Source organism: Chryseomicrobium aureum, assembly GCF_043182735.1.
Lineage (GTDB): Bacteria > Bacillota > Bacilli > Bacillales_A > Planococcaceae > Chryseomicrobium > Chryseomicrobium aureum.
Genome location: NZ_CP171117.1, coordinates 2,347,731 through 2,370,274 on the forward strand (window position 1 = coordinate 2,347,731; position 22,544 = coordinate 2,370,274).

The window sequence follows — 22,544 nt, forward strand, 5'->3', positions numbered from 1 at the left end:
TGTTCATATTGAAAGGAGACCAAAAGTATGTCAAAACGTATTCTAATGGTATTAACCAATCACTCCGAACTACCGAACGGAAAAAAAACTGGTGTCTGGCTATCTGAATTTGGAGAAGCTTACCTCGCCTTTCAAAAAGAAGGATATGATGTAACAGTCGCGAGTCCGAAAGGCGGCGAGATTCCGATTGACCCTACGAGTTTGGAAGGCGAAGTATCCGATGAAATGCTCGCTACTAAACAATTTATTGAAAACACCGAACACCTAGATCATCAAGATGCTAGCCAGTTCGACGGCATCTTTTTACCAGGAGGTCATGGCACGATGTTTGACCTTCCGGATAATACAAAACTACAAGAGCTGATTCGCTCTATCTATGAAGCTGATAAACCTGTCGCTGCTGTATGTCATGGTCCAGCTGGTTTAGTCGGTGTCACACTTTCAAACGGCGATCCACTCGTCAAAGGAAAAAAAGTAAGTGCGTTCACAGATGCTGAAGAGAAAGATACAGGCCTTCAAGATGACATGCCATTCTTACTAGCTTCAAAGCTTGAAGAATTGGGCGCACACCACGAAGCTGCAGATAACTGGAGCGAAAAGGTAGTACGTGACGGTTTCTTAGTTACTGGACAAAATCCACAGTCAACGGAAGCTGTTGCCCATGCATTTATCGACACATTAAAAGAGTAGGCGATTGCCTACTCTTTTCTTATGTCCAGCGCCCTTTTAAATCCAGTGCTTGGCGAATCTGATTAAACTGATACAAGTATCCCCTTTTCTCACCGGAAAACTCTCATAAAGAAGAATGCAGTGACTATGCTTTAAGATCGAGGAACATGCACGAGGATTTGATCGTCAATTAGCATGGGGGTGGAACTAGCGGATAATACTTCTGGCTTTCCAAAAAAATACCCTTGAAAATAAGCGTACCCTGAGTCTAAAGCTCGCTTATACTCCTCAAGTGTTTCAATTTTTTCAGCAATCATCCGCTTTCCAGATCGTTTTGCTAATTGTTCTGTACATTTTTGTCGATCAAATGGTGCTTGAAAGTCAATTTTAATGAAATCTGCCACGCGAATGATTTCAGGAATACCTGCAACAGAAAGATTGCAATTAAAATCATCCAATCCAATTTGATAACCCGCCTTTTTCAAGTGTTTCAACGCTTTTAACAGTTCTTGATCAAACTCAATCGTCTCTACCACTTCAATAATCAACTGGCCAGGTGCGATGTTCCATTGTTGATGTTGAATAAGCAAATCACGAGTAAAGTTTACAAAGACGGGGAGATTTTGACTAACTACATCTAATCCCATAACATGATAGGCAGTTTCGAGTACTTGTCGTGTAGCGTTATTTGGGTCTTGCGCAGTGTAGACGTTTTCTTCACTATTCCTATACAATAATTCATAAGCAATGACATGTCCGTTTCGATCCACTATAGGTTGCCTTGCAAGGTAGTGATTCAACCTTTTCACCTCCATATTATTTAATTTGATTAGTACTATTCTACCTTTTATTTTCTGAATAATCAAACAATAAATGACTTTTGTTTGTAAAATTAAAAGTAAAATAGTCTCGGTTTCAAATCATTTTAAATAAACCTATGGATAGAGAGGGATTGAAAACGGATATGTCGAATAGAAAAGAAAAGGGGAGGCCACATCATGTCATACGAAGTGAAACAAATAACCGATTTAAATGAAGTTTCAGTACAACACCTTGTTGAAGAAAGCGAAAATGAAGGGTATCGATTTTTGACAAGACTGGTTAAACAATATGCAGATGGATCGGAACTATTTAAAAAGCCAGGAGAAGCTTTATATGGGGTATGGAGAGACGGACATCTTGTAGGAATCGGAGGCATTTTACAAAACTCCTATGCAGATGACCCTGCTACTGGACGACTTCGCAGATTTTATGTGACAGCTGACGAACGTCGAAACGGTGTTGGGACAATGTTGCTAGATGCTTGTCTTGAAAAAGCAAAAGAAACATTCAAAAGTGTCACGTGTCGCACAGATTCTGCGAAAGCAGATGCCTTCTATCGTCAAAATGGTTTCGTCCCTGTTCATCATTCACCTGATACAACTCACAGAATCACCTTCTAAACAGACAAAAGACTCTTTTCGCACCTCGCGAAAAGAGTCTTTTATTTGCTTTAAAATGACGTATTACAAGTCTAAGATTTAAGTTGAGTGCAGTGGAGGGGTTGACTCCAGTGGGATTCCAGTCTGCCGTGAGATCCCGCAGGAGCCTGCGACGAGGAAGCTCACGCAGCGCCCTCGGAAAGCAACCCCGTATCGGAGCTCAACGTATCAAAAGGGTTTCGACTTCGAACGAAATCGAGTTCCGCCTCCTAGAAATCCCGCAAGAAGCCATCGCGGCCTATGAAGCAAAAAGCGCTTCACAGTCCACGCTGTCTTCTCGCACAATTTCTGAACAGTCGGCTTCACATCTAACTGGAATCGAGTTCCGAACGCCAGAAACACGCTCCGGAATCAGCCACACCCACAAAAGCTGAAGTAAGCCTTCATGGGCACGTCTGATTTCCTCGGAGTTTCTAGAGTGGCGTTCTCCACATCTAAAGTTATAGTCGTTTACGCTCTAACTGTAACGCTTTGACTGTAGAAATCATCATCAACACCATGATGAACGAGAACGGAAGCGCGGCTATGATCAAGGCATTTTGCAAAGCTGTTAGCCCGTTAGCTGCCAGTAGAATAACCGCAATCAATGACTGTGCTACTCCCCAGATGATCTTGACAGAGTTGTCTGGATTCATCGATCCACCCGTTGTTTGCATACCTAGAACAAACGTCGCCGAATCGGCACTTGTGATAAAGAACGTGCTGATGAGAACGATCGCAATGATTGACAGAATAGTTGCGAATGGAAGTTCGTTAAATGTTGCAAACAAAACTTCCTCTGTCGCAAGCCCTGACAAGTTGATTCCAGACTTCTGTACGTTGATTGCCGTAGAACCAAACGCTGAGAACCAGAAGAAGCTCACTAAGGATGGCAGTAACAATACACCTGTTAAGAATTCACGAATCGTACGTCCTTTGGAAACACGAGCAATGAAGATCCCAACAAATGGTGCCCATGAAATCCACCAAGCCCAGTAGAAGATCGTCCAACCATTGATCCAGTCGCGACTTTCTCCGTCGAGCGGTGCAGCGCGGAACGACATTCGAACGATGTTCTGCAAATACGCCCCTAGGCTGTCTGTAAACATATTGAAAATCAATAATGTCGGTCCAAGAACGACAACACCAATTAATAATGCAATCGCTAATACCATGTTCGTATTCGATAAATATTTAATCCCTTTACTTAGCCCAGTCCATGCCGATGCAATGAACAGAACGGTAACTACTGCGATAATAATAACCTGCAGCGGATAAGAAACTTCAATTCCTAAGAGGTATGCTAGTCCTCCACTAATTTGAACAGCACCGAAGCCAAGAGTAGTTGCGACACCGACAACCGTTGCGAAAACAGCAAATACGTCGACGACAACACCCCATGGTCCAGACATTTTGTCTCCAAAGATTGGCTTAAGTGTTGCAGAAATTAATCCAGGTTCGCCTTTGCGGAACTGGAAGTAAGCGAGCGCTAAAGCTACAATCGCATAAATGGCCCAAGCATGTAGTCCCCAGTGGAAAAATGTATAACGCATCGAATCGCGGAAGGCCTGGTCTGTGCCTGTCTCGCCTGTTGGTGATGACACCGCAAAGTGTGACAGCGGTTCAGCCGCTCCCCAGAATACAAGTCCAATCCCCATACCTGCTGAAAACAACATTGCAAACCATGTTGGACGTGAGTATGCAGGACGATCTGTATCTTTTCCTAATCGAATCTTTCCGTACGGGCTAAAAATTAAAAATAGCGTAAAAACAACCATTAGGCCCACAATAATCAAGTAATACCAACCAAAAGTAGATGTTATAAATGCTTGCATATTCGCGGTAACAGATTCAAAACCTTCCGGCACAATTGCTCCAAAAAGGACAGTCACAATAACGAGCGCAAGCGTAATCCAAAATACATTTGTAACTTTCTTCACATTCTCCCCTTCTTTCTAGTAGTTTACACAATTCCCTACCCTACCTTAATTTTATGTAAGGGTCAAGTGATGTACTTTTTCGTCCACATGAAACTTCTCCACCTCTATCTCGTAAAAGAAATAAAAAGGGGGAGTTTGATTGGGTTATTCAGATCCTACATTCGGCTTTATGGATTCGTTCGGAACAGTGTTCATAGCTGTGGTGTTTGTTGTAATTATTTCTGTTATTATTATTGGAATTGGGGGCTCCATTAAAACGTGGTCAAAAAATAACAATTCACCTCAACTCAATGTACCCGCTTCTGTGAAAACTAAACGCACAGAAACGTCAGGTGGCAGTGGAGAGAGCGCAGCTAACACTTGGTATTATGTAACATTTGAAGTACAAAGTGGTGACCGTATGGAGCTACCAGTTCGTGGGCATGAGTTCGGGCAGCTTGCGGAAGGTGATTTAGGTTTACTAACGTTCCAAGGTACACGCTATATTAATTTTGAACGTAAGATTGAACCACAAGTATAAAATAGAATCAGCACCTTCTCTGGAGTCAGCTCAAGAGAAGGTGCTGATTTTTTTGGGTATAGCCGGGTGTTTAGTTTCCATAACATGAGGAAGTGGTGAAACTCAATAAATAACCGTCGAATCTTTCGACTTAGCCAGTGAATCTCTCCATTTATCCATCGAATCTTTCGACACAATTGCCGAACGCTCATATAAAAACGCCACTCTTTATTTAAGAGCGGCGTTCTCCACATCTAAACATCAATACACATTAAAATACCGAGCCTCCGGATGCGCAAACACCATCGCAGAAACCGATGCCTCAGGCTCCATCATGCAACCGTCCGTCAACTCCACCCCAATCCGTTCAGGCTGAAGCAATTTCCATAGCTTCTTCTGATCCTCGAGCTCCGGGCACGCTGGGTACCCGAATGAGAAGCGTTGGCCTTGGTATTTCGTTCGGAACAAATCTTGGATGGATAGTTCGACTGGATCTGGGAAGCCCCATCTCGAGCGCATCATTTCATGCATGCGTTCTGCTAAGCCTTCTGCTGTCTCAAGCGCCAAAGCCTGCAGCGCATGACTTTCTAAAAACTTCCCTTGTTCTTTCAGTTGCTGCGCCCATGTTCGGATACCTTTTCCTGCTGTTACCGTAAAGAATCCTACATAATCCATCTCCCCACCGACTGGTTTTAAATAATCGGCTAGACAAAGATGATCCGGTTTTATCTGACGTGGAAAATGGAAACGCTCAATTTCTCGCGTGTGATTTTTCGGGTCATAGATAATCACATCGTCACCGTCCGATTGCGCCGGGAAGAACTGATAAATGGCCGATGCTTGTAGAATTCCTTCGTTTACTGCCTGTTCGAACAACTGATCCGTTATTTCTTTTAATTTTATCGTTCGCTCGTCTTGTTCAGCTAGCAAGCGAGAGATTTTCCCTTTAATGCCCAAATGATGGCCAAGCAACATCTGCTGATTGATATAGGGATAGACTTGACGTAGAGAGAAGTCTCGCAAAATATGCACATCCAAATCGGCAGGAGTATAGACCTTAACATCTCGACTTACTGTAGAAGTTCCCACTGTTGCCGGCTTTCGAGGAATCTCTTTTTCGGGTGCCTCTAAGCGCTTTTTCTGATCCTCGTCATACAAGGTCTGAATCTCTAAACGATTTTCAGGATTTTGCAAGTCATTAAAGATTTGAAGTCCGTCCATTGCATCTTTCGCGTATAGCACTAAACCATCGTATTCTTTTGCGATTTTATTTGTCGTAAATTTTCGCGTCAAGGCGGCTCCACCAACGACAACTGGCGTTTCAATGCCTGCTGCTTTCAAATCTTGTGCGGTTACGACCATCTGCTGAGCGGATTTCACAAGCAGTCCTGATAAACCGATGATATCTGGTTTATGCGTCCGTACTTGTTCAATGAGTTCTTGAGGCGTTACTTTAATTCCAAGATCTGTCACGTCATAGCCGTTGTTACTCAGGATAATATCCACTAAGTTTTTCCCGATATCATGTACGTCCCCTTTTACCGTAGCCAAAATGACCTTCCCTTTTGTCGATGACACATCTGATTGCTCCATATGCGGCTCTAAGTAAGCGACCGCTGCTTTCATGACCTCTGCACTTTGCAAAACCTCTGCAACAATCAATTGATTGTCATTGAACAGGCGGCCCACTTCTGCCATACCTGCCATCAGGGGTCCATTGATCACATCTAGCGGTGCGTCATAGCTTGCAAGAGCAGCGTCTAAATCTGGCAGTAACCCTTCTTTCGTCCCTTCGACAATATAGTAGGCCAAGCGTTCTTCTACCGTTTCCGGTAGTGCGATCACTTTCTCTTCTTTTTTCATTCCTCTGTAGAATTCCGTGAACTTCGCGAGGGTCTCATCTGTCGTATCAAACAATAGTTCTTCGGCGAGTTTTACCCCCTCTTCCGGAATCGAAGCAAAACGCTCAAGTTTTTCCGTGTTGACGATGGCGTAATCAAGACCTGCTTGCACGCAGTGATACAAGAACACAGCATTTAGCACTTCGCGACCAACAGGCGGAAGTCCAAATGAGACATTACTCACACCAAGGATCTGCGGACAGTGCGGGAAGCGTTCTTTGATAGCGCGAATCCCCTCAACAGTGGCTTTCGCCGAACCGATATACTGTTCATCTCCCGTGCCGACAGGAAAGACCAGTGCATCAAAAATAATGTCTGATGGCGCTATGCCGTATTTTTCAGTCAACAAGTGATAGGAGCGTTCTGCAATGGCGATTTTTCGTTCTGCAGAGACACCCATTCCCTTTTCGTCGATGGTTCCGACAACTACGGCTGCTCCGAACTGGTGCACAAGCGGCGCTATGGCTTCAAAACGTTCCTCCCCGTCTTCTAAATTGATGGAGTTAATGATGACTTTTCCTTGTGAATAACGCAGGGCCACTTCTAATACCTTTTCATCTGTTGAATCAATCATTAATGGGACCTTCACTTTTTTCACAACTTGTTGGATGAATTGATCCATATCTTCTACTTCTTCACGGTCCGGGTCAGCGAGGCAAATATCGATGATTTGCGCCCCATTTTTAACTTGTGCACGCGCAATTTCAGATGCCTCTTCTAATTTGCCCTCTTGAATGAGACGCTTAAATTTTCGAGACCCAATGACGTTCGTGCGTTCCCCGACTAAGATCGGACGAGTAGACGGGTCGTCGTAAACGAACGGCTCGATACCGGAAACTTTGTGCTCATCATGTGTTGTCGCCGTGCGCGGTTGATACTTTTCAGCAACTGCTGCAAGGGCACGAATATGGTCTGGTGTCGTCCCGCAACAACCTCCTAGTAAGTTCAGCCATCCTTTTTCTAAGAATCCCTCCATTTTGGTAGCGAGGGACTCGGGTGTCTCGTTGTAATTTCCTTCTTCGTCTGGAAGCCCAGCGTTCGGATAACAACTGACGTAGCTAGACGCTAACGTCGATAGAGAACGCAAATGGTCGCGCATAAATTCAGGACCCGTCGCGCAGTTCAGGCCCACAACAAGCGGATTCATATGCTCTAGCGAAATGTAAAACGCCTCGATAGACTGACCAGCAAGTGTGGTTCCCATTGGTTCAATTGTTCCGGAAACGAGAATCGGCAGTTCACGACCGCGGCTTTTGAATGCGTTTTGAATACCTAAGTTCGCCGCTTTCACATTTAGCGCATCTTGGCTTGTTTCAACAAGCAGTACGTCTACGTCACCATCTAGTAATCCTTCTGCCTGTACTTGATAATCCTGAACGAGTGCATCAAACGAGATTCCCCCTGTAACCGATAACGTTTTTGTGGTCGGTCCCATTGCCCCTGCTACAAAACGAGGTCTTTCATCTGTTGCGAATTCCGAGGCGACACGCTTTGCAATTTCTGCTGCTTCTTTGTTCAATTCATACGCTAAGTGGCCAAGGTCATACTCGTCCAACACGACTGGTGTAGCTCCAAATGTGTTGGTCTCTACAATGTCAGCCCCAGCTTCAAAGTAAGCAGCATGAATTGATTCGACGACATCGGGTCGTGTACGAACTAAGTACTCGTTACACCCTTCGTATTCTTCCCCACCAAAGTCTTCAGCCGATAGGTCTGCTTGTTGGATCATGGTTCCCATCGCCCCGTCTAAGACGAGAATTTTCTTCTGGAGTTGCTGTTCAAATGTGGAGCTGGTCATACGATTCCTCCTTGTTGCGTGTCTTGATAAAGTCAATCAATTCAAGTGAGAGCTCATAACGGAGAAATGGTGTAATCAGATAGATTCCGTTAAATAACTTGACCGCTTCTTCTAGCAGTTCTTTTGTAATCGTCATGCCGACTTCAAGTGCTGTTGCAGGGTCTTCTCCCGCTTCTCGCATACGCTGTCTTGTCACTTCTGGAAGACGAATCCCTGGAACTTCGTGATGCAGAAACTCTGCGTTGCGCGACGATAATAAAGGCATGATGCCGACGAAAAACGGTTTATCGACTTGTTTTGCTGCTTCTGCAAGTGCATGTAGCTGATCGATTCCAAAAACCGGTTGCGTAATAAAATAATCCGCTCCTGCTGCGACTTTCTTTTCAAGCCGCTTGATCGAGGCATCCATATGGCGGTAATTCGGATTAAATGCTGCCCCCACCGAAAACCGTGTCGGTCTCTCCAGTGATTTCCCCGAAAATGATAATCCACGATTGTTCTGCTTGATAAGCTCGATTAGTTCTAAACTTGATAAGTCGTAGACAGATGCTGCTCCCGGAAAGTCCCCAATTTTGGCAGGATCTCCTGTGATGGCGAGCAGGTCTTGTACACCAAGCTCATGGAGACCCATTAAGTGCGATTGGAGACCAATCAAATTTCGATCACGGCATGTTAAATGAACAAGTGGCGTGGCATCGTATCGTTCTTTGATGATGGCTGCCACTGCATCATTCCCGACTCTCGGAGAAGCTAGAGGATTGTCAGCGAGTGTTAGTGCATCGGCACCAGCTTCATGGAGAGCTTGAATTCCTTCGTAGAATCGGTCGGTATTTAAATGCTTTGGTGGGTCAAGTTCCACGAGAATTGTCGTTTCCTTCCGCACTTTTTGAAGTAGTGGGGACTCGGCTGAAACTTGCTCGATTTGTGGGTCAGATTTTTTTGCCGTGATTTGTTTAGTCGAAATCGGCGTGCGGTCGCCTAGAGTTTCTGCGATTGCTTGAATATGGCCAGGCGTTGTTCCACAACAGCCTCCGATCAAGTGGACACCTTGTTGTCTCAGCTCCTCCGCAATTTCTGCAAAATAGTGAAACTCTTCTGCGTACGAATAGCGACCTTCTTCCACTTGAGGAAGACTCGCATTCGGATAGACGGAGAGCAATGCCTTTTTGGGAATCGGAACTTGCTTGAGAGCACTCAGCATATGGAATGGACCCATTCGACAATTGACACCAACAACATCGGCTCCTGCAACTTCCAACTCTTCAAATGCTTGTGCAAGTGAATAGCCGTTTTGCAATACACCCACTTCATGCATCGACACTTCTGCGATAACCGGTAACTCACACTCTGCCTTTGCGATTTGCACAACGGCTTTTAGTTCTTCAAAATCGTAGTACGTTTCGAGTAACAGTGCGTCGACGCCTTCCATTAAGAAAATATAGAGCTGTTCTCTAAAACTGCGTTTGATTTCATCGAGTGGAATGTCTTGTTTGATTCCACGCAATCCTCCAAATGTTCCAAGGACGTATACCTCGTCCCCCGCAGCTTGTTTGGCAAGTTTTACTGCCGCTGTATTGATGGCTTTCACTTGTTCTTGCAAACCATAACGTGCGAGTTTCACGTAATTCGCTGCGTAGGTGTTTGTCTGAATCACTTCCGCTCCTGCTGCAATATACTGTTCATGTACACGCAGGACGTCTTCCGGGTGAGAAAGGTTTAGTTCTTCATTGCAGTGATCGACGCCGTACGAGTAAAGCAGTGTGCCCATTGCCCCGTCCGCCACTAAAACACGGTCTTGCAGTTGTTCCAAAAACGGTCGTTTCATTCGGCTTCACCTACTAACCCATCTAAAATATGTTGCAGTTCTGCTTTCAAATCGTCCACATGTTCAATGCCTACAGAAAAACGAAGAAGTCTTCCGCAGATTCCGACTCGTTCACGCTCCGCTACCGGAATATCGGCATGGGTTTGTGTTGTCGGGTAGGTGATGAAGCTTTCAACTCCACCAAGACTTTCTGCAAATGCAATGAGTGTAAGACGCTCGAGGAATTGTGGTACCCACTCTTCTTTCTGTAACCGAAACGATAACATTCCGCCTTTCCCTGGATACAAGACGGAATCAATTGCTACGTGTTGTGTTAAGAACTCTGCAAGTTTCTGTGCGTTTTGTTGTTGGCGCTCGACTCGGAGACCCAACGTTTTAAGACTTCTCACTAATAGCCAACAGTCTAACGGACTAGGTACGGCCCCGATTGAATTTTGAATGATTGTGAGTTGCTCACCAAGTGCCTGTCCTTTTGTAATAACAGCACCTGCTAACACATCATTGTGACCACCCAAATACTTCGTCGCACTATGAATGACAATGTCTGCTCCTAGCGTGATCGGTTGCTGCAGAATTGGTGTATAGAAAGTGTTATCGACGATCAGCAGGATTTCGTGTCCTTTTGCCAGTTCGGCAACAGCTTGAATATCTGTTTCTTTCATCAATGGATTCGTTGGAGATTCGATGAACACTGCTTTTGTGCGCTCAGTGATGGCAGCCTCGATTGACTGAAGCTTTGAAGTGTCTACGTAACGGAAGTGTAAACCCGTCCGTTCTTCTAACTGATGGAACAACCGATAGCTCCCTCCGTATAAGTCTTCGGATACGACTAGCTCATCACCCAACTTAAATAACTGAAGTACGGCGTGAACAGCCGCCATTCCTGAACTGAAGGCAAAACCATGATCACCTCTTTCAAGGTCCGCCAGTGTTAGCTCGAGGGCAGTTCGCGTAGGATTAGCAGTTCGCGAGTAATCATACCCCGTTGATTGCCCGATTCCTGGGTGGATGTAGGCTGTTGAGAGATGAATAGGAAGGCTCACTGCTCCGGTTGCTGAGTCACTTCGGTTCCCGGCTTGTGCGAGTTTGGTTTCTAGTTGATGTGTCATATTTACTCCTCCTAAGTAGTGGAGGGCATAGAAAAACGCCCTCTTATTAAAAATAAGAAGGCGTGTAATCAATTCTATCCCTCTTATCTATCAGAACACAATGGTTCTGCTGGAATTAGCACCATACTGCTTTGCAGCTGGTTGCTGAGGTGTCGTAGGGCCAGTCCCTCTACCTCTCGCGATAAGAAATTGCGTATTTAGTTCGGTCTTCAAAGCTTTTTACCACTTTAACGCATTGAAGGAAGATGTGTCAATAGAATTTTAAGCTTTTAGTTGACTTACCATTTCTCACACAGTAGACTGTAATTAACTACTTTGCATTACCAAGTAGCTATTTTTTCACCCCGCTATCTTGCATTACAAACTAGCAAGGAGGAGCGCTATGACAGTTCGCAGTCAACTACTGAAAGGTTTTCTTGACGGATGTGTTCTTGCAGTTATCGATAAACAGACTGTGTATGGATATGAATTGTCCAGGAAGTTACAGGATTCCGGTCTTCCCGATGTCCCAGAAGGCACCATTTATCCGGTCTTGTTACGGTTGCAAAAACAGGGCTTGATCGTCAGTGAAATGCGTCCATCTGAGTCTGGACCGAATCGCAAATACTATTCCATCACACAAAGTGGACAAGCCACATTGGCAACCATTCGCAACGAGTGGCAATTGCTGTCTGTCCCACTACATGCATTATTAAAGGAGGAAAGCGAATGAAAGCACATGAGTTAATCAAACTGAACAATGAAAAACGCGAGTTATTACATGTTCCTAATAAAGTGTATTACGAACAATTGATGGTTTATATCCGAACGAAGCTTCTATTGTCCGAGCAAAAGAGTGAAGAAATCTTGATGGATATGCTTGATCACTTGCTTGAAGCACAAGAAGACGGAAAATCTGCAAAAGATGTATTTGGAGAGGATCCAAAGGCTTACGCTGATGACGTCATCGAACAAATTCCACAAGAAGAGAAACGCGACATGGTGAAGTTTTGGGGACGCATGGCGTTCCAGTTGCTCGCATACTACTTTATCGCGCGCGGGGTTATTATGGCTGCGATTGCCTATTTCGATGAAATGCCAGATGATCGTATATACTTGATTCCATCATTGATTCAAGTTGGGTTGATGGTGTTCATTGTTTGGCTCTTGATCCGCTTAGTGTTCCGTCAATTGCACAAAACCGCATTTGAAGAGGCAAGCTTGAAATCTCGTTGGAAAGAATATGTCGGCGCAGGTGTTCTAGGCGCTCTTGCCATGGCAGCAATTGGTCTCTCGAATTATTTCTTACCCTATTTTGGACCGTATGCACCCTTTCCACCAGCGTCTTCTATCGGTGTCGGGGCGATTTTCTTGTTAACATCGTGGATATTGAAGCGAACGGAGTGGGGTTCGTAGAGAGTTTTGGTGGGTGAGCGGGCGTTCATCGGACGTAACTAAGATTTATTCTACCCAAATCACGATTTGTTCTACCCAAACCGCAATTTATTCTACCGAAGTCGTATTATGGAAACTAATCACGCACTTTACAGCAAAAAAACAGGGTTCGCTCCTCGGAGCGGACCCTGTCCAATTAGCTTTTCTTCAACTTCCCGACCAAAACCGTCAAATCCACAGTAACTGATGGTAACGCCAGTTCGATAAACTCGTTCACTTGCTCAGGTGGTGCATTCCAAGTAAGAGGCGTCATCGCAATGAGGTCGCGCCACTGCTCATCGGTCAACTCGACACTATAGTTCTGTCGACTGATATGAACAGTCTCCAACGTCTTCTCAAACTGCTCTTTTGCGCCTTCGTTTTCATACGTTTCTTTGTCAGTCCCCGCATAAAAGAACTTCCGGAGTTCCTCTAAATACTGTGCATTTGGAATCACCTTCACCACGTACCCACCAGGCTTCAGTATACGTCTAAACTCTTGATGGTTTGCTGGAGAAAGAATATTTAATACGACATCCACGGAGTGCTCTTGAACAGGAGATTTAGCCAAATCCGCAACGAGCCAGAGTGCATCGACGTCGTGATTCGTTGCTAATTGAATTCCTTCTTTCGCAAGATCTATTCCAATACCCCGACCACTTTTTACTTGTTCTAGAATACCTGCCAGATGTGTCCCTTCCCCGCAGCCCATGTCTACGAGTAGAGGTGATGACAAAGAGGACTCACCTTCTATCCACGTTGCAATCTCAGAAATCACCGGATTGAAAAATCTCGTTTCTGAAAGTAGTGCCTGTCTAGCTCTAAACAATTCTTTTGTGTAACGACTCTTCGCCACAGTCCCCGCCAAGTGAAGGTAGCCTTGTTTGGCCACATCAAACGTATGATGATTCTCACATGTCATACCGGTATCGGTAGCCTGAGCTGCCTTCTGACAATGCGGGCATCGAAGCACAAAGTCTAAACTCTGTAGTTGCGTTAACGCTCGTTGTTTTTTTGAAATCATCTATATCTTCCTTCCTGAAGTAATTGGTAACGTTCATTAAAGAGTGTTGGATAGGAAAGGAAACCTAGTGCAATGCTGGTCACTGCAGCAGTCGTTAAAATTAAGAACACGATTAACAACTGGAATTGCACAGCTTGAATCGGGTCTGCCCCTGCAATGATCTGCCCACTCATCATTCCAGGAAGTTGCACGAGACCCATCGTTTTTTGACTTTCAATCGTCGGTATCATACTTGTCTTGATTGCTTGAATCAAACGTGTGTGTATCGCTTGTTTCGGTGTTCCTCCTAAAGATAAGATGAGTTCGATTTGATCTTCGTGACTTTCAATCTCTGAAGTGAATCGGTTCAAAAACAGAATAGCCAGCACCATCGAGTTTCCGATGACCATTCCACTGATAGGAATGACGTACTGAGGAGTGGCTGGTGTGATGGAAAAGCCGATTAAGATTCCCTGCGTTAGTACCTCTACGAAAACAAGCGTCACTGCTACTTTCCACGTGATGCCCGGAATCGACTTTCCTTTTTTCCGAACATTTAGCGTCGCTGCCACAATCATGAGCGCAACCATAAGGAGTATATAAATAAAGCTTTCGGAGTCGAATACGAACTTTAAAATATACCCAATCGCAATTAGTTGAACAATGGAACGCACAGTAGCAACGATTGTGTCTCGCTCTAAATCCAAACGTAAGGTTTTGGATAATAGTAACGGGATCAAAACAAAAATTAAAGTGAGCGCGAGCGTTCCATATGTCATGAATTAGTGCCCCTTACAAATTGCTGGACAGCTGCATCTGTGGATTCGTTTAACAATGAACTCTCGCCTTGTTCGATGAGCTGACCGTCAATCATTACCCATGTATAGTGACCGATTCGTTCCGCTTGCTCTAAGTTGTGCGTAATCCAAATAATCGTCGTACCAAACGTTTTATGAATATGCGCGATCAACTCTTCCACTTCCTGACGCGATACGCGGTCGAGAGCTGATGTTATTTCATCTAACAACAAGATTTCCGGTTCCATCAGAAGTGTCCGTGCAATGGAAACTTTCTGACGCTGACCACCGGAAAGGTCGCGGCTATCGCGCTGCAAATAATCTGAATCAAGACCCACTTCTTGAATCACTTTACGCATCTTTTCAACATCAACTTCTGCTCCTTGCAATGCATAAGGAAGTGTCAAATTCTCCTCGACAGTGCCACTGATCATCGGTGCACTTTGAAGAGCCATGCTGGCACGCGTGCGCAATTCGACTGGTTCCCATTCTTCGACGTTCTTTCCAAGAACAAGAATTTCGCCAGTATTCGGACTAAGTAAACCATTGCACAACTTCAATAAAGTTGATTTTCCAGCACCGGACGGACCTACAAGTGTTGTGATTTTTCCTTTTGGGAAATAGCCGGTAATGCCTTTTAAAACTTCTTGTTCTCCTCGTTTCATGGATACATCTGTAAATTCAATGGCTGCTTCTCGCTCCATAAATTTCCCTTCTTTCCTAAGTCGTTTCTATTAGTCTAGAGGGTCAGGCGAATTAATGCCACTCCGGAAACCTTCATGGTATAGTAAGAAAAACTCACTTCGACAGGGGGAACATCGGATGTGCCTGATCGCCTTCCATCTTCAGCAACATCCAACCTATTCACTGATTTTAGCTGCAAACCGAGATGAATTTTATGACCGTCCAACTCAGCCAGCTCACTTTTGGGAAGAGCATCCTGAACTTCTAGCCGGAAAAGATCTCCATGCCGGAGGGACCTGGCTTGGCATTACAAAAACAGGACGACTTGCAGCACTGACAAATTATAGAGACCCATTAAGTGTGCAACAGGATTTAATTTCACGTGGTGAGATAGTGAAAGATTTTTTAACGTCTACGGAACACGCTTCAACGTTTATTGATAAACTAGAGGCACAAAAAACGTGTTACAATGGTTTCAACTTGCTCGCAGGAACCATAGACGAACTGCACTACTATAGCAATATGCTTCCTTCAGGACACCCTATTGAAGAAGGCACACATGCTCTTAGCAATAAGTTTTTAAACACGCCATGGCCAAAAGTTGATAAAGCACGTACAGAGCTGAACGATTATGTATCTTTATCTGAAACAATTGAAACGGAGAAGCTCTTCGACTTGATGCGGACTTCTGAACAGGCACCTGACCATAAGCTCCCGGATACTGGCGTTGGTCTGGACTTAGAAAGAAAATTGTCACCTGCCTTCATTCAGATGCCAAATTACGGAACGCGTTGTACCACAGTCGTTCTTGTCACGCATGATGGAAGTGTTCATTTTGAAGAGCGCACATATACGGATGGGAACTTGACAGAAACTATTGTAGAAAAATTTTCAGTGGTTTCGGAACAGTCTGAAGAAACCAAATCTCTTAAATAACAGCTATTTTCTGCTATACTAGACGGAAAATGATTTTACAAGGAGCGTTTAGGTTTGTCACAGACTCGCTATGTTCTAAGCTACGGAGATGCATTTGTCGACTACATCGCCAGAAGCCATGAAAATAAAGAATTCGATTTGTACCTTGGAGGAGCAACAGTGAATGTTGCAGCAGGTGCTAGTCGCCTCGGACTTCCTTCACGTTTTATTACGATTACAGGAGACGACGAGGTGTCGGATTTTGTACGTGCTCAGATGGATGAAGAAGGTGTTGACCTTCAACATGCAGTATTTGCTCCTGAGAAACGTGCCACTTCGGTCTATGTTCATTTAACAGAAGAGTCGGATCGGATTTTCGCAAACTATATTGATCCAACTCCAGATATACAAGTAAAGCCCGAGCATTTGCAGGAAGAAGCGTTTGAACAGGCCGTCACATTCCACTTTTGTTCAGGCACAATGTTTCATCCTGTAGCTCTGGAAACGACTCGCCGTGCGGTTGAACTGGCACGTGATAAAGGCGTTTTATTGTCCTTTGACGTCAATGTACGTCCACTTCGCTGGGAGTCTGAAGAGCGTTGCCGTGAGACGATCATTGAGTTTATGAATCGTTCTCATATGGTGAAGATGACACGTGAAGAGATGTACTTCTTGATGGAGACAGAGGACTTTGAAGAAGGGATCGAGCGTCTTCAAAAGTATTCGATTCCACTCGTATTTTTAACAGATGGTGAGAATGGAACGATTTGTTTAGTGGATGGGCAACAGATCCATGCACCCGTAACACCAGTAGTTCCTGTTGATACCACTGGTGCTGGAGATGCCTTCATTGCAGGAGTCCTGTATCATGTGTATCATTACGGATTTCCGGAAACGCATGCAGATGTGTTAGAGTGCGCAATGTTTGGAAATAAACTTGGGGCTTTATGTGCAACGAAGCAAGGTGCTTTGACCGCTATGCCTCGACTCGAGGAAATCGAAGACTTGTAAGAATTTGACCCCTGGGGTTGTCTCAATGCCAAGTTTACTTGGTTGGCGAGACAACCCCAGGGGTCAAAAACATGTTATAGTACTTTCTCTAAGAAATCACGGGCACGGGCAGATTTTGGTGCCGAGAAGAATTCTGCTGGTGTTGCTTCTTCTACTAGTTGCCCATGATCTAGGAATACGATGCGATCCGCTACTTCTCGAGCGAATCCCATCTCATGCGTCACGATGACCATCGTCATTCCCGTATGTGCAAGATCCTTCATTACCATCAATACCTCTTTTACCATCTCTGGATCTAGTGCAGAGGTAGGTTCATCAAACAGCATGACCTCTGGTTCCATAGCCAAGGCACGTGCAATCGCTACACGTTGCTTCTGACCACCTGATAACTGAGAAGGATAGGCCTTTTCTTTTTCACTAAGACCGACTTGCTTCAGTAATGCGCGGCCCTTTTCTTCCGCCGCGGCTTTTGAAAGCTTCTTCACTTGCATCGGTGCATACGTCAGATTCTCTAGTACTGTCATATGCGGGAACAAATGAAAGTGCTGAAATACCATACCGATTTTCGCACGAACAGCGGAAAGATTCTTCGTCTTGGCAAGAGATTCTCCTTTGTATGTGATATCTCCTTCCGAAGGCTTTTCTAACAAGTTGATACAACGAAGAAGCGTCGACTTCCCTGATCCTGAAGGTCCAATTACTGCCACTACTTCTCCGGGCTGAATCGTTGTCGAGATGTTGGTCAATACTTGATTCGACCCAAATTTTTTCGAAACGGATTGTATATTAATCACCTTGTCTCAACCTCTTTTCTAGCTTCTTGCCGATTAGTGTAAGGCCCATTACGAGCATGTAGTAAATGAGTCCAACGAATAATAAGGGCTCAAAGTTACGGTAAATATCCGACCCAACAACTTGTGCACGACGCATCAAGTCCATATAACTGATTGTCGAAACAAGCGCTGACTCCTTCGTTAACGTGATGAATTCATTCATAAGAGCTGGGAGAATATTTTTCATCGCTTGCGGAAGAATCAAGTCTTTCATCGCTGGCTTGTACGGAATTCCTAAAGCCATTGCTGCTTCCATCTGTCCTTTATCGACGGCTTGAATACCTGCACGAATGATTTCAGAAATGTAGGCAGCTGAGTTTAAACCGAATGCAAGAACTGCCGCCAGAAATGTCGGAATATCATAGCCCGTCAACTGCGGGACAGCGAAATAAATAATCATCAATTGAAGGATTAAAGGCGTTCCACGGAACACCGATGTATACGCATCTGCCAAAAAACGCAAGAAGCGATTGTTCATAATTTTTACGAGGGCAATCAACGTCCCTAAAATAAATCCAAAAATAAGTGCAACGATAACGAGTTGCAACGTGACCCATATTCCTTGTAGCATAAAAGGAATATAAGGCACGATTTGGCTAAAGTCCAAATTCATGCCTTACCCCGCCTTTCTATTCTTCTGACAACCACTTGTCTTTTAATTCTTGTAATGTGCCGTTCTCTTCAAGAGTAGCAAGTGCTGCATTTACATCTTCAACAAGCTCGCTTCCTTTTGGGAAAGCTGCTGCCATTCCTGGTGATGCAGATGTTGGATCATCAAATCCAGCAAGGTCCTGCTCTTTCTGATAGCCAACCCCTACTGCTTTGTCGATATAGATCGCATCCACACGGTTTGAAAGAAGTTCTTGAATCATGATGGATGAGCTATCAATTGGCTTGATTTCAAATCCGTACTCTTCTTGGATTTTACGAGCACCTTGTTCTTGGATCGTTCCAAGTTGAACACCTAATGTTTTTCCTTCTAAATCTTCGATGCTTTCAATCCCAGCGTCTTTCAAAGATAAGAACATTTCACCTGAGCGATGATATTCTGTTGAGAAATCAACGTTTTCTTTACGCTCGTCTGTAGCGGACATCCCTGACATAACAAAGTCGATACGGTCTGATTGAAGAGCACCGATTAATCCGTCAAACTTCATATCGCGTACTTCAAGTTCAACACCAAGTTCTTCTGCGATTGCATTTGCTAGATCAATATCAAATCCAATGATTTCACCTGAAGCATCTACGGATTCAAATGGTGGAAAGTCTGCTGATGTTCCCATTACTAATTTTGTTGTTTCTTCTGAAGAGCCTTCTGAACTTGTAGCCCCCTCTTCTGTTGAACCGCATGCTGCTAAAAACAGGACCAAAAGAAGTGCTATACCTGTAAGTATCTTTTTCATAATCTTCATCTCCTACTTTAAAATGTATAGTTATTCGATAAAATGTATAATAACACGGTATTTTGTATTTGTATACAGTCCTATTGAAGTTTTATTATTCAGACTATTCATCACAAAAAAAAAGCCTGATACGCAATGTATCAGACAGTAGAGACTTTTATTTTTGTGCGAACTCCGCTTTCACTTGGCGCATCAATTCAGCATCTGACAATAAGTCAAACCCTGTCAACGCCATGGATAGTGCTCCGCGACTCAAGACGTGATGAGAGTTATCGGTGATTGTTAAGTCAGCTAGTTCCTGTGTGTGGAATACAAGTCCAGGAGAATCAAGACCGATATACGGATGAATAGACGGGCAGACATGACTGACATTCCCCATATCGAGTGAGCCGTATGAATCTTTCGCCGGATGAACTGTTTCAGTTCCCACTGCTAGTAAATTCTGTGTAAATCGTTTCGATAAAGTATGATTTGTTTGCATATCATCATAGCTCAATTCATAATTATGCATCTCGAGTGTCGCACCTGTCATTTGTGCAGCACCGTATGCAATTGCTTTTACCTTTTCTACGACTTCATTTAAATAAGCCCGTTCAGATGCGCGAACATAAAACTGAGCAGATGCAAATTCCGGGACAACGTTTGCCGCTTTTCCACCTTCTGTGATAATCCCATGAATGCGTACATCTGATTGTACATGTTGACGGAGTGCATTGATTCCATTAAACAATTGAAGGACTGCGTCTAATGCGTTAATCCCTTTTTCCGGGGACGCTGCAGCGTGACTTGGACGGCCTGTATAATCGAACTGAATCGCATCCATTGCAAGAGAGTCGCCACTTTCATAAGATTCATCAGCAGGGTGAAGCATCATTGCTGCATCGATATCTTCAAAGACCCCTTGCTCCGCCATATCGACTTTAGCACCGTTTGTTTCTTCTGCTGGAGTCCCGAGAACATAGATCTTCCCACCCGTATCAGCTACTACTTTGGAGAGCAAAACTCCAGCGCCGACACCCATTGTTCCAATCATATTGTGCCCGCACCCGTGACCGATTCCCGGAAGAGCGTCGTACTCTGCCAAAAATGCAATCGTCGGTCCTGGAAGGCCACTGTCGTAGGTCGCTTTAAAGGCGGTCGAACGGTTGACGATTCCTTTTTCAACTTGGAAATCATGGCGCGCTAAAAAATCAGTTAGTAGTGTCATTGATTCAAATTCTTGATCACCAAGTTCTGGGTTGTGGTACAAGTGGTCGCTCATGCTCCATAGATCTTGTTGGATTTCTTCTAGATGGCGTTGCAATTGTTCTTTCATTGTCTGATACTCCTTTTTCTATCATTTCCTGCCGCTACTATAACGGAATTCGAAATAAATCGCAATGCCCAATTAATTCACTGGGGTCTCAGGCTCTTTATTTTGTAAGACTGCCAACAAATTCCGTACAGTTAAGTCGGCCATTTCCATACGGGTTGCAATCGTAGAGCTCCCTATATGCGGAGCCACTTCTACATTTGGAAGTGTGAGAAGAGGATGATCGGTTGGCACAGGCTCTTGCTCAAATACATCAAGCGCTGCTGCACCAAGCTTTCCGTTCTTCAAGGCTTCATATAATGCAGCTTCATCCACTAAGCCCCCACGTGCCGTATTCACAACAATGGCATCTTCTTTCATCAAAGCAAGTTCTTCTGCACCAATTAAATACTTTAATTCCGGTGCAAATGGCAGCATGATGACCAGAAAGTCGGCTTGCTTCAGTACGTCTTTCAGTTCATGATAGGTTGCCCCAATGGCTTGTTCCGCTTCTGGTTTCTTAGACCGGTTCCAGTAAATGACGTCCATGTCAAACCCTTTTGCTCGACGTGCCACGGCTTGTCCAATTCGTCCGAATCCTAAAATACCGATCGTCGAACCGCTGAGCTCTTTTCCTGCAAGCTGTAAAAGCGACCAAGACTTCCACTCGCCTTCACGGACCTCTTTACTCGCTGCACTTAACTTTCGTGCAGCTGCAAGTAATAACGCAAACGTCAAATCCGCCGTCGCGTTTGTTAATACGTCAGGTGTGTTCGTGACACGGATACTGCGCTTTGTCGCTTCCTCCACATCGATATTGTTAAAGCCGACTGCAAGCTGGCTGATCACCTTTACGTTTGGTGCCGATTCAAGCACCTCTTTATCTAATGGATCGGACAATACACTGATGATGCCATCTACATCCTTTACAGCATCGACTATTTGCTCTTTCGTCATCGGCTGTTCTGCTGAATGCCACTCTTTGTACTCCACGTGTTGTTCCAACTTCTTCACTATCTCTTCAGGAAGCTTTCTTGTTGCAAATACCTTCATCTCTCCTCACCCTTTCTGCTAAATGCTACTATTTAGCATACCAAACTTCTCGAAATAGAGACAATCAAACAAAAAAAACGGACTTCTCCTAAGAGAAATCCGGTCCTTCTTATTTCTTTACGATATTCTTACCATAGAAGATTTCATCCATCTCCATTTTCAGCTGGGCTTCGATTTTCTGTTGCTCTTCTGCAGTCAGATCTTCTTTCTTCTTCCCGAACAAGTAATTGTTCAAGTCAAAGTCTTTTAGTTTCGCTTTTGTATGGAAGATGTTTTCTTGGAAGATGTTCACATCAATCATGTTGAACTGCTCCTGAATATCTTCCGGGATATAATTCTGAATTGAATTGATTTCGTGATCGATGAACAATTTGTGCCCCGTTTTGTCACGCGTAAATCCACGGACACGGTAGTCGATCGTCATAATATCTGTATCAAATGAATGAATCATATAGTTCAGCGCTTTTAATGGCGAAATTTCCCCACATGTCGACACATCAATGTCTGCGCGGAACGTACTAATCCCTTCATTCGGGTGGTATTCCGGATACGTATGCACAGTCACGTGAGACTTATCCAAGTGCATAACTACTGTTTCTGGAATCGGTCCTGGCGACTCTTCGAACTGCTCTTTAGGCGCCGATTCAACCGGTCCTTCTGAAACGAGCATCGTCACACTAGCACCTTGCGGAATGTAATCTTGTTTTGCGACGTTCAACACGTGCGCTCCAATGATTTCTGTAACTTTTGTCAAGATCGCTGTTAAACGGTCTGCGTTGTATTGTTCATCGATATACTGGATGTAGCGTTCACGTTCTTCTTTTGTGCCCGTATAACAGATATCGTACATATTAAAACTGAGTGACTTTGTTAAGTTGTTAAATTCATGCAGCTCAATGCGCTGCTCGGGAGTTAACGACACGTTTCCTCATCCCTTCGT

At 44.3% G+C, this 22,544-nt stretch carries 21 protein-coding genes and 1 riboswitch; of the genes, 7 read left to right on the top strand and 14 right to left on the bottom strand.

Annotation, left to right across the window (positions count from 1 at the left end):
- Positions 1–27: 27 nt before the first annotated feature.
- Positions 28–690, top strand: coding sequence for a type 1 glutamine amidotransferase domain-containing protein (locus ACF3OH_RS12265; protein ID WP_204589480.1), 663 nt, complete (start codon positions 28–30; stop codon positions 688–690).
- A 131-nt stretch (positions 691–821) separates the two neighbouring features.
- Here the strand turns inward: ACF3OH_RS12265 and ACF3OH_RS12270 are convergent, their stop codons facing one another.
- The gene (locus ACF3OH_RS12270; protein ID WP_392454876.1) at positions 822–1,469 is read right to left on the bottom strand and encodes an EAL and HDOD domain-containing protein; all 648 of its coding nucleotides are present in this window, start codon (positions 1,467–1,469) and stop codon (positions 822–824) included.
- 198 nt (positions 1,470–1,667) lie between these two features.
- Here ACF3OH_RS12270 and ACF3OH_RS12275 point away from each other — a divergent pair, with 198 nt between their 5' ends.
- The gene (locus ACF3OH_RS12275; RefSeq protein ID WP_204589478.1) at positions 1,668–2,111 is read left to right on the top strand and encodes a GNAT family N-acetyltransferase; all 444 of its coding nucleotides are present in this window, start codon (positions 1,668–1,670) and stop codon (positions 2,109–2,111) included.
- 479 nt (positions 2,112–2,590) lie between these two features.
- Here the strand turns inward: ACF3OH_RS12275 and ACF3OH_RS12280 are convergent, their stop codons facing one another.
- Positions 2,591–4,069: a BCCT family transporter gene (locus tag ACF3OH_RS12280; protein ID WP_392454878.1), complete on the bottom strand. Its 1,479-nt coding sequence runs from the start codon at positions 4,067–4,069 to the stop codon at positions 2,591–2,593.
- Positions 4,070–4,208: 139 nt separating this feature from the next.
- Here ACF3OH_RS12280 and ACF3OH_RS12285 point away from each other — a divergent pair, with 139 nt between their 5' ends.
- On the top strand, positions 4,209–4,589 hold the full coding sequence (locus ACF3OH_RS12285; RefSeq protein WP_392454879.1) for a DUF2500 domain-containing protein: 381 nt from the start codon (positions 4,209–4,211) through the stop codon (positions 4,587–4,589).
- Between the two features lie 240 nt (positions 4,590–4,829).
- Here ACF3OH_RS12285 and metH read toward each other — a convergent pair whose 3' ends face one another.
- From metH to ACF3OH_RS12300, 3 genes are read right to left on the bottom strand one after another with little or no spacing between them, the layout of a single operon-like run.
- Positions 4,830–8,267, bottom strand: coding sequence for a methionine synthase (gene metH / locus ACF3OH_RS12290; RefSeq protein ID WP_392454881.1), 3,438 nt, complete (start codon positions 8,265–8,267; stop codon positions 4,830–4,832).
- Positions 8,248–10,092, bottom strand: a complete 1,845-nt coding sequence (locus ACF3OH_RS12295) for a bifunctional homocysteine S-methyltransferase/methylenetetrahydrofolate reductase (protein WP_392454882.1) — start codon at positions 10,090–10,092, stop codon at positions 8,248–8,250. Before ACF3OH_RS12295 ends, metH begins: the two co-directional genes overlap by 20 nt.
- Complete coding sequence (locus ACF3OH_RS12300) at positions 10,089–11,201, bottom strand: methionine biosynthesis PLP-dependent protein (protein ID WP_204589474.1); 1,113 nt, start codon at positions 11,199–11,201, stop codon at positions 10,089–10,091. The genes ACF3OH_RS12295 and ACF3OH_RS12300 overlap by 4 nt, the downstream gene beginning before the upstream one ends.
- Positions 11,202–11,281: 80 nt before the next feature.
- A riboswitch (SAM riboswitch) is annotated at positions 11,282–11,389 on the bottom strand.
- Positions 11,390–11,583: 194 nt separating this feature from the next.
- Here ACF3OH_RS12300 and ACF3OH_RS12305 point away from each other — a divergent pair.
- Both ACF3OH_RS12305 and ACF3OH_RS12310 read left to right on the top strand, forming a co-directional pair.
- Positions 11,584–11,913, top strand: a complete 330-nt coding sequence (locus ACF3OH_RS12305; RefSeq protein WP_204589473.1) for a PadR family transcriptional regulator — start codon at positions 11,584–11,586, stop codon at positions 11,911–11,913.
- Complete coding sequence (locus ACF3OH_RS12310; protein ID WP_392454883.1) at positions 11,910–12,596, top strand: DUF1129 family protein; 687 nt, start codon at positions 11,910–11,912, stop codon at positions 12,594–12,596. Before ACF3OH_RS12305 ends, ACF3OH_RS12310 begins: the two co-directional genes overlap by 4 nt.
- A 175-nt stretch (positions 12,597–12,771) precedes the next feature.
- Here the strand turns inward: ACF3OH_RS12310 and ACF3OH_RS12315 are convergent, their stop codons facing one another.
- The 3 genes from ACF3OH_RS12315 to ACF3OH_RS12325 are packed head-to-tail and all read right to left on the bottom strand — an operon-like array spanning position 12,772 to position 15,118.
- Positions 12,772–13,638, bottom strand: coding sequence for a putative RNA methyltransferase (locus tag ACF3OH_RS12315; RefSeq protein ID WP_392454884.1), 867 nt, complete (start codon positions 13,636–13,638; stop codon positions 12,772–12,774).
- A complete protein-coding gene (locus tag ACF3OH_RS12320; RefSeq protein WP_392454885.1) occupies positions 13,635–14,396 on the bottom strand; it encodes an ABC transporter permease in 762 nt (253 codons plus the stop codon). Before ACF3OH_RS12320 ends, ACF3OH_RS12315 begins: the two co-directional genes overlap by 4 nt.
- On the bottom strand, positions 14,393–15,118 hold the full coding sequence (locus ACF3OH_RS12325; RefSeq protein ID WP_392454886.1) for an ATP-binding cassette domain-containing protein: 726 nt from the start codon (positions 15,116–15,118) through the stop codon (positions 14,393–14,395). Before ACF3OH_RS12325 ends, ACF3OH_RS12320 begins: the two co-directional genes overlap by 4 nt.
- Positions 15,119–15,236: 118 nt before the next feature.
- Here ACF3OH_RS12325 and ACF3OH_RS12330 point away from each other — a divergent pair, with 118 nt between their 5' ends.
- Both ACF3OH_RS12330 and ACF3OH_RS12335 read left to right on the top strand, forming a co-directional pair.
- Positions 15,237–16,034: an NRDE family protein gene (locus ACF3OH_RS12330; protein ID WP_392454887.1), complete on the top strand. Its 798-nt coding sequence runs from the start codon at positions 15,237–15,239 to the stop codon at positions 16,032–16,034.
- Between the two features lie 54 nt (positions 16,035–16,088).
- Positions 16,089–17,024 (top strand): carbohydrate kinase family protein, encoded by a 936-nt coding sequence (locus tag ACF3OH_RS12335; RefSeq protein ID WP_392454888.1) that lies wholly within the window; start codon positions 16,089–16,091, stop codon positions 17,022–17,024.
- A 74-nt stretch (positions 17,025–17,098) separates the two neighbouring features.
- On the opposite strand, the gene ACF3OH_RS12340 is transcribed toward ACF3OH_RS12335, so the two are convergent.
- The 6 genes from ACF3OH_RS12340 to speD form a co-directional block, all read right to left on the bottom strand.
- Positions 17,099–17,818 (bottom strand): amino acid ABC transporter ATP-binding protein, encoded by a 720-nt coding sequence (locus ACF3OH_RS12340; protein WP_392454889.1) that lies wholly within the window; start codon positions 17,816–17,818, stop codon positions 17,099–17,101.
- Positions 17,811–18,470, bottom strand: a complete 660-nt coding sequence (locus ACF3OH_RS12345; RefSeq protein WP_204589464.1) for an amino acid ABC transporter permease — start codon at positions 18,468–18,470, stop codon at positions 17,811–17,813. Before ACF3OH_RS12345 ends, ACF3OH_RS12340 begins: the two co-directional genes overlap by 8 nt.
- A gap of 16 nt (positions 18,471–18,486) precedes the next feature.
- A complete protein-coding gene (locus tag ACF3OH_RS12350; protein WP_392454891.1) occupies positions 18,487–19,260 on the bottom strand; it encodes a transporter substrate-binding domain-containing protein in 774 nt (257 codons plus the stop codon).
- Between the two features lie 157 nt (positions 19,261–19,417).
- Positions 19,418–20,575 (bottom strand): M20 family metallopeptidase, encoded by a 1,158-nt coding sequence (locus tag ACF3OH_RS12355; protein WP_392454892.1) that lies wholly within the window; start codon positions 20,573–20,575, stop codon positions 19,418–19,420.
- 72 nt (positions 20,576–20,647) lie between these two features.
- Positions 20,648–21,604 carry a 2-hydroxyacid dehydrogenase gene (locus tag ACF3OH_RS12360; protein WP_392454894.1) on the bottom strand — a complete coding sequence of 319 codons (957 nt, stop codon included), beginning with the start codon at positions 21,602–21,604 and terminating at the stop codon, positions 20,648–20,650.
- A gap of 109 nt (positions 21,605–21,713) precedes the next feature.
- On the bottom strand, positions 21,714–22,526 hold the full coding sequence (gene speD / locus ACF3OH_RS12365; RefSeq protein ID WP_204589460.1) for an adenosylmethionine decarboxylase: 813 nt from the start codon (positions 22,524–22,526) through the stop codon (positions 21,714–21,716).
- Positions 22,527–22,544 lie beyond the last annotated feature (18 nt).

Coding starts and splice junctions, on each gene's coding strand:
- ACF3OH_RS12305 (WP_204589473.1), top strand. CDS start 11,584: ATGACAGTTCGCAGTCAACTACTGAAAGGTTTTCTTGACGGATGTGTT.
- ACF3OH_RS12325 (WP_392454886.1), bottom strand. CDS start 15,118: ATGGAGCGAGAAGCAGCCATTGAATTTACAGATGTATCCATGAAACGA.
- ACF3OH_RS12265 (WP_204589480.1), top strand. CDS start 28: ATGTCAAAACGTATTCTAATGGTATTAACCAATCACTCCGAACTACCG.
- ACF3OH_RS12330 (WP_392454887.1), top strand. CDS start 15,237: ATGTGCCTGATCGCCTTCCATCTTCAGCAACATCCAACCTATTCACTG.
- ACF3OH_RS12345 (WP_204589464.1), bottom strand. CDS start 18,470: ATGAATTTGGACTTTAGCCAAATCGTGCCTTATATTCCTTTTATGCTA.
- metH (WP_392454881.1), bottom strand. CDS start 8,267: ATGACCAGCTCCACATTTGAACAGCAACTCCAGAAGAAAATTCTCGTC.
- ACF3OH_RS12315 (WP_392454884.1), bottom strand. CDS start 13,638: ATGATTTCAAAAAAACAACGAGCGTTAACGCAACTACAGAGTTTAGAC.
- ACF3OH_RS12295 (WP_392454882.1), bottom strand. CDS start 10,092: ATGAAACGACCGTTTTTGGAACAACTGCAAGACCGTGTTTTAGTGGCG.
- ACF3OH_RS12350 (WP_392454891.1), bottom strand. CDS start 19,260: ATGAAAAAGATACTTACAGGTATAGCACTTCTTTTGGTCCTGTTTTTA.
- ACF3OH_RS12300 (WP_204589474.1), bottom strand. CDS start 11,201: ATGACACATCAACTAGAAACCAAACTCGCACAAGCCGGGAACCGAAGT.
- ACF3OH_RS12360 (WP_392454894.1), bottom strand. CDS start 21,604: ATGAAGGTATTTGCAACAAGAAAGCTTCCTGAAGAGATAGTGAAGAAG.
- ACF3OH_RS12310 (WP_392454883.1), top strand. CDS start 11,910: ATGAAAGCACATGAGTTAATCAAACTGAACAATGAAAAACGCGAGTTA.
- ACF3OH_RS12355 (WP_392454892.1), bottom strand. CDS start 20,575: ATGAAAGAACAATTGCAACGCCATCTAGAAGAAATCCAACAAGATCTA.
- ACF3OH_RS12275 (WP_204589478.1), top strand. CDS start 1,668: ATGTCATACGAAGTGAAACAAATAACCGATTTAAATGAAGTTTCAGTA.
- ACF3OH_RS12320 (WP_392454885.1), bottom strand. CDS start 14,396: ATGACATATGGAACGCTCGCGCTCACTTTAATTTTTGTTTTGATCCCG.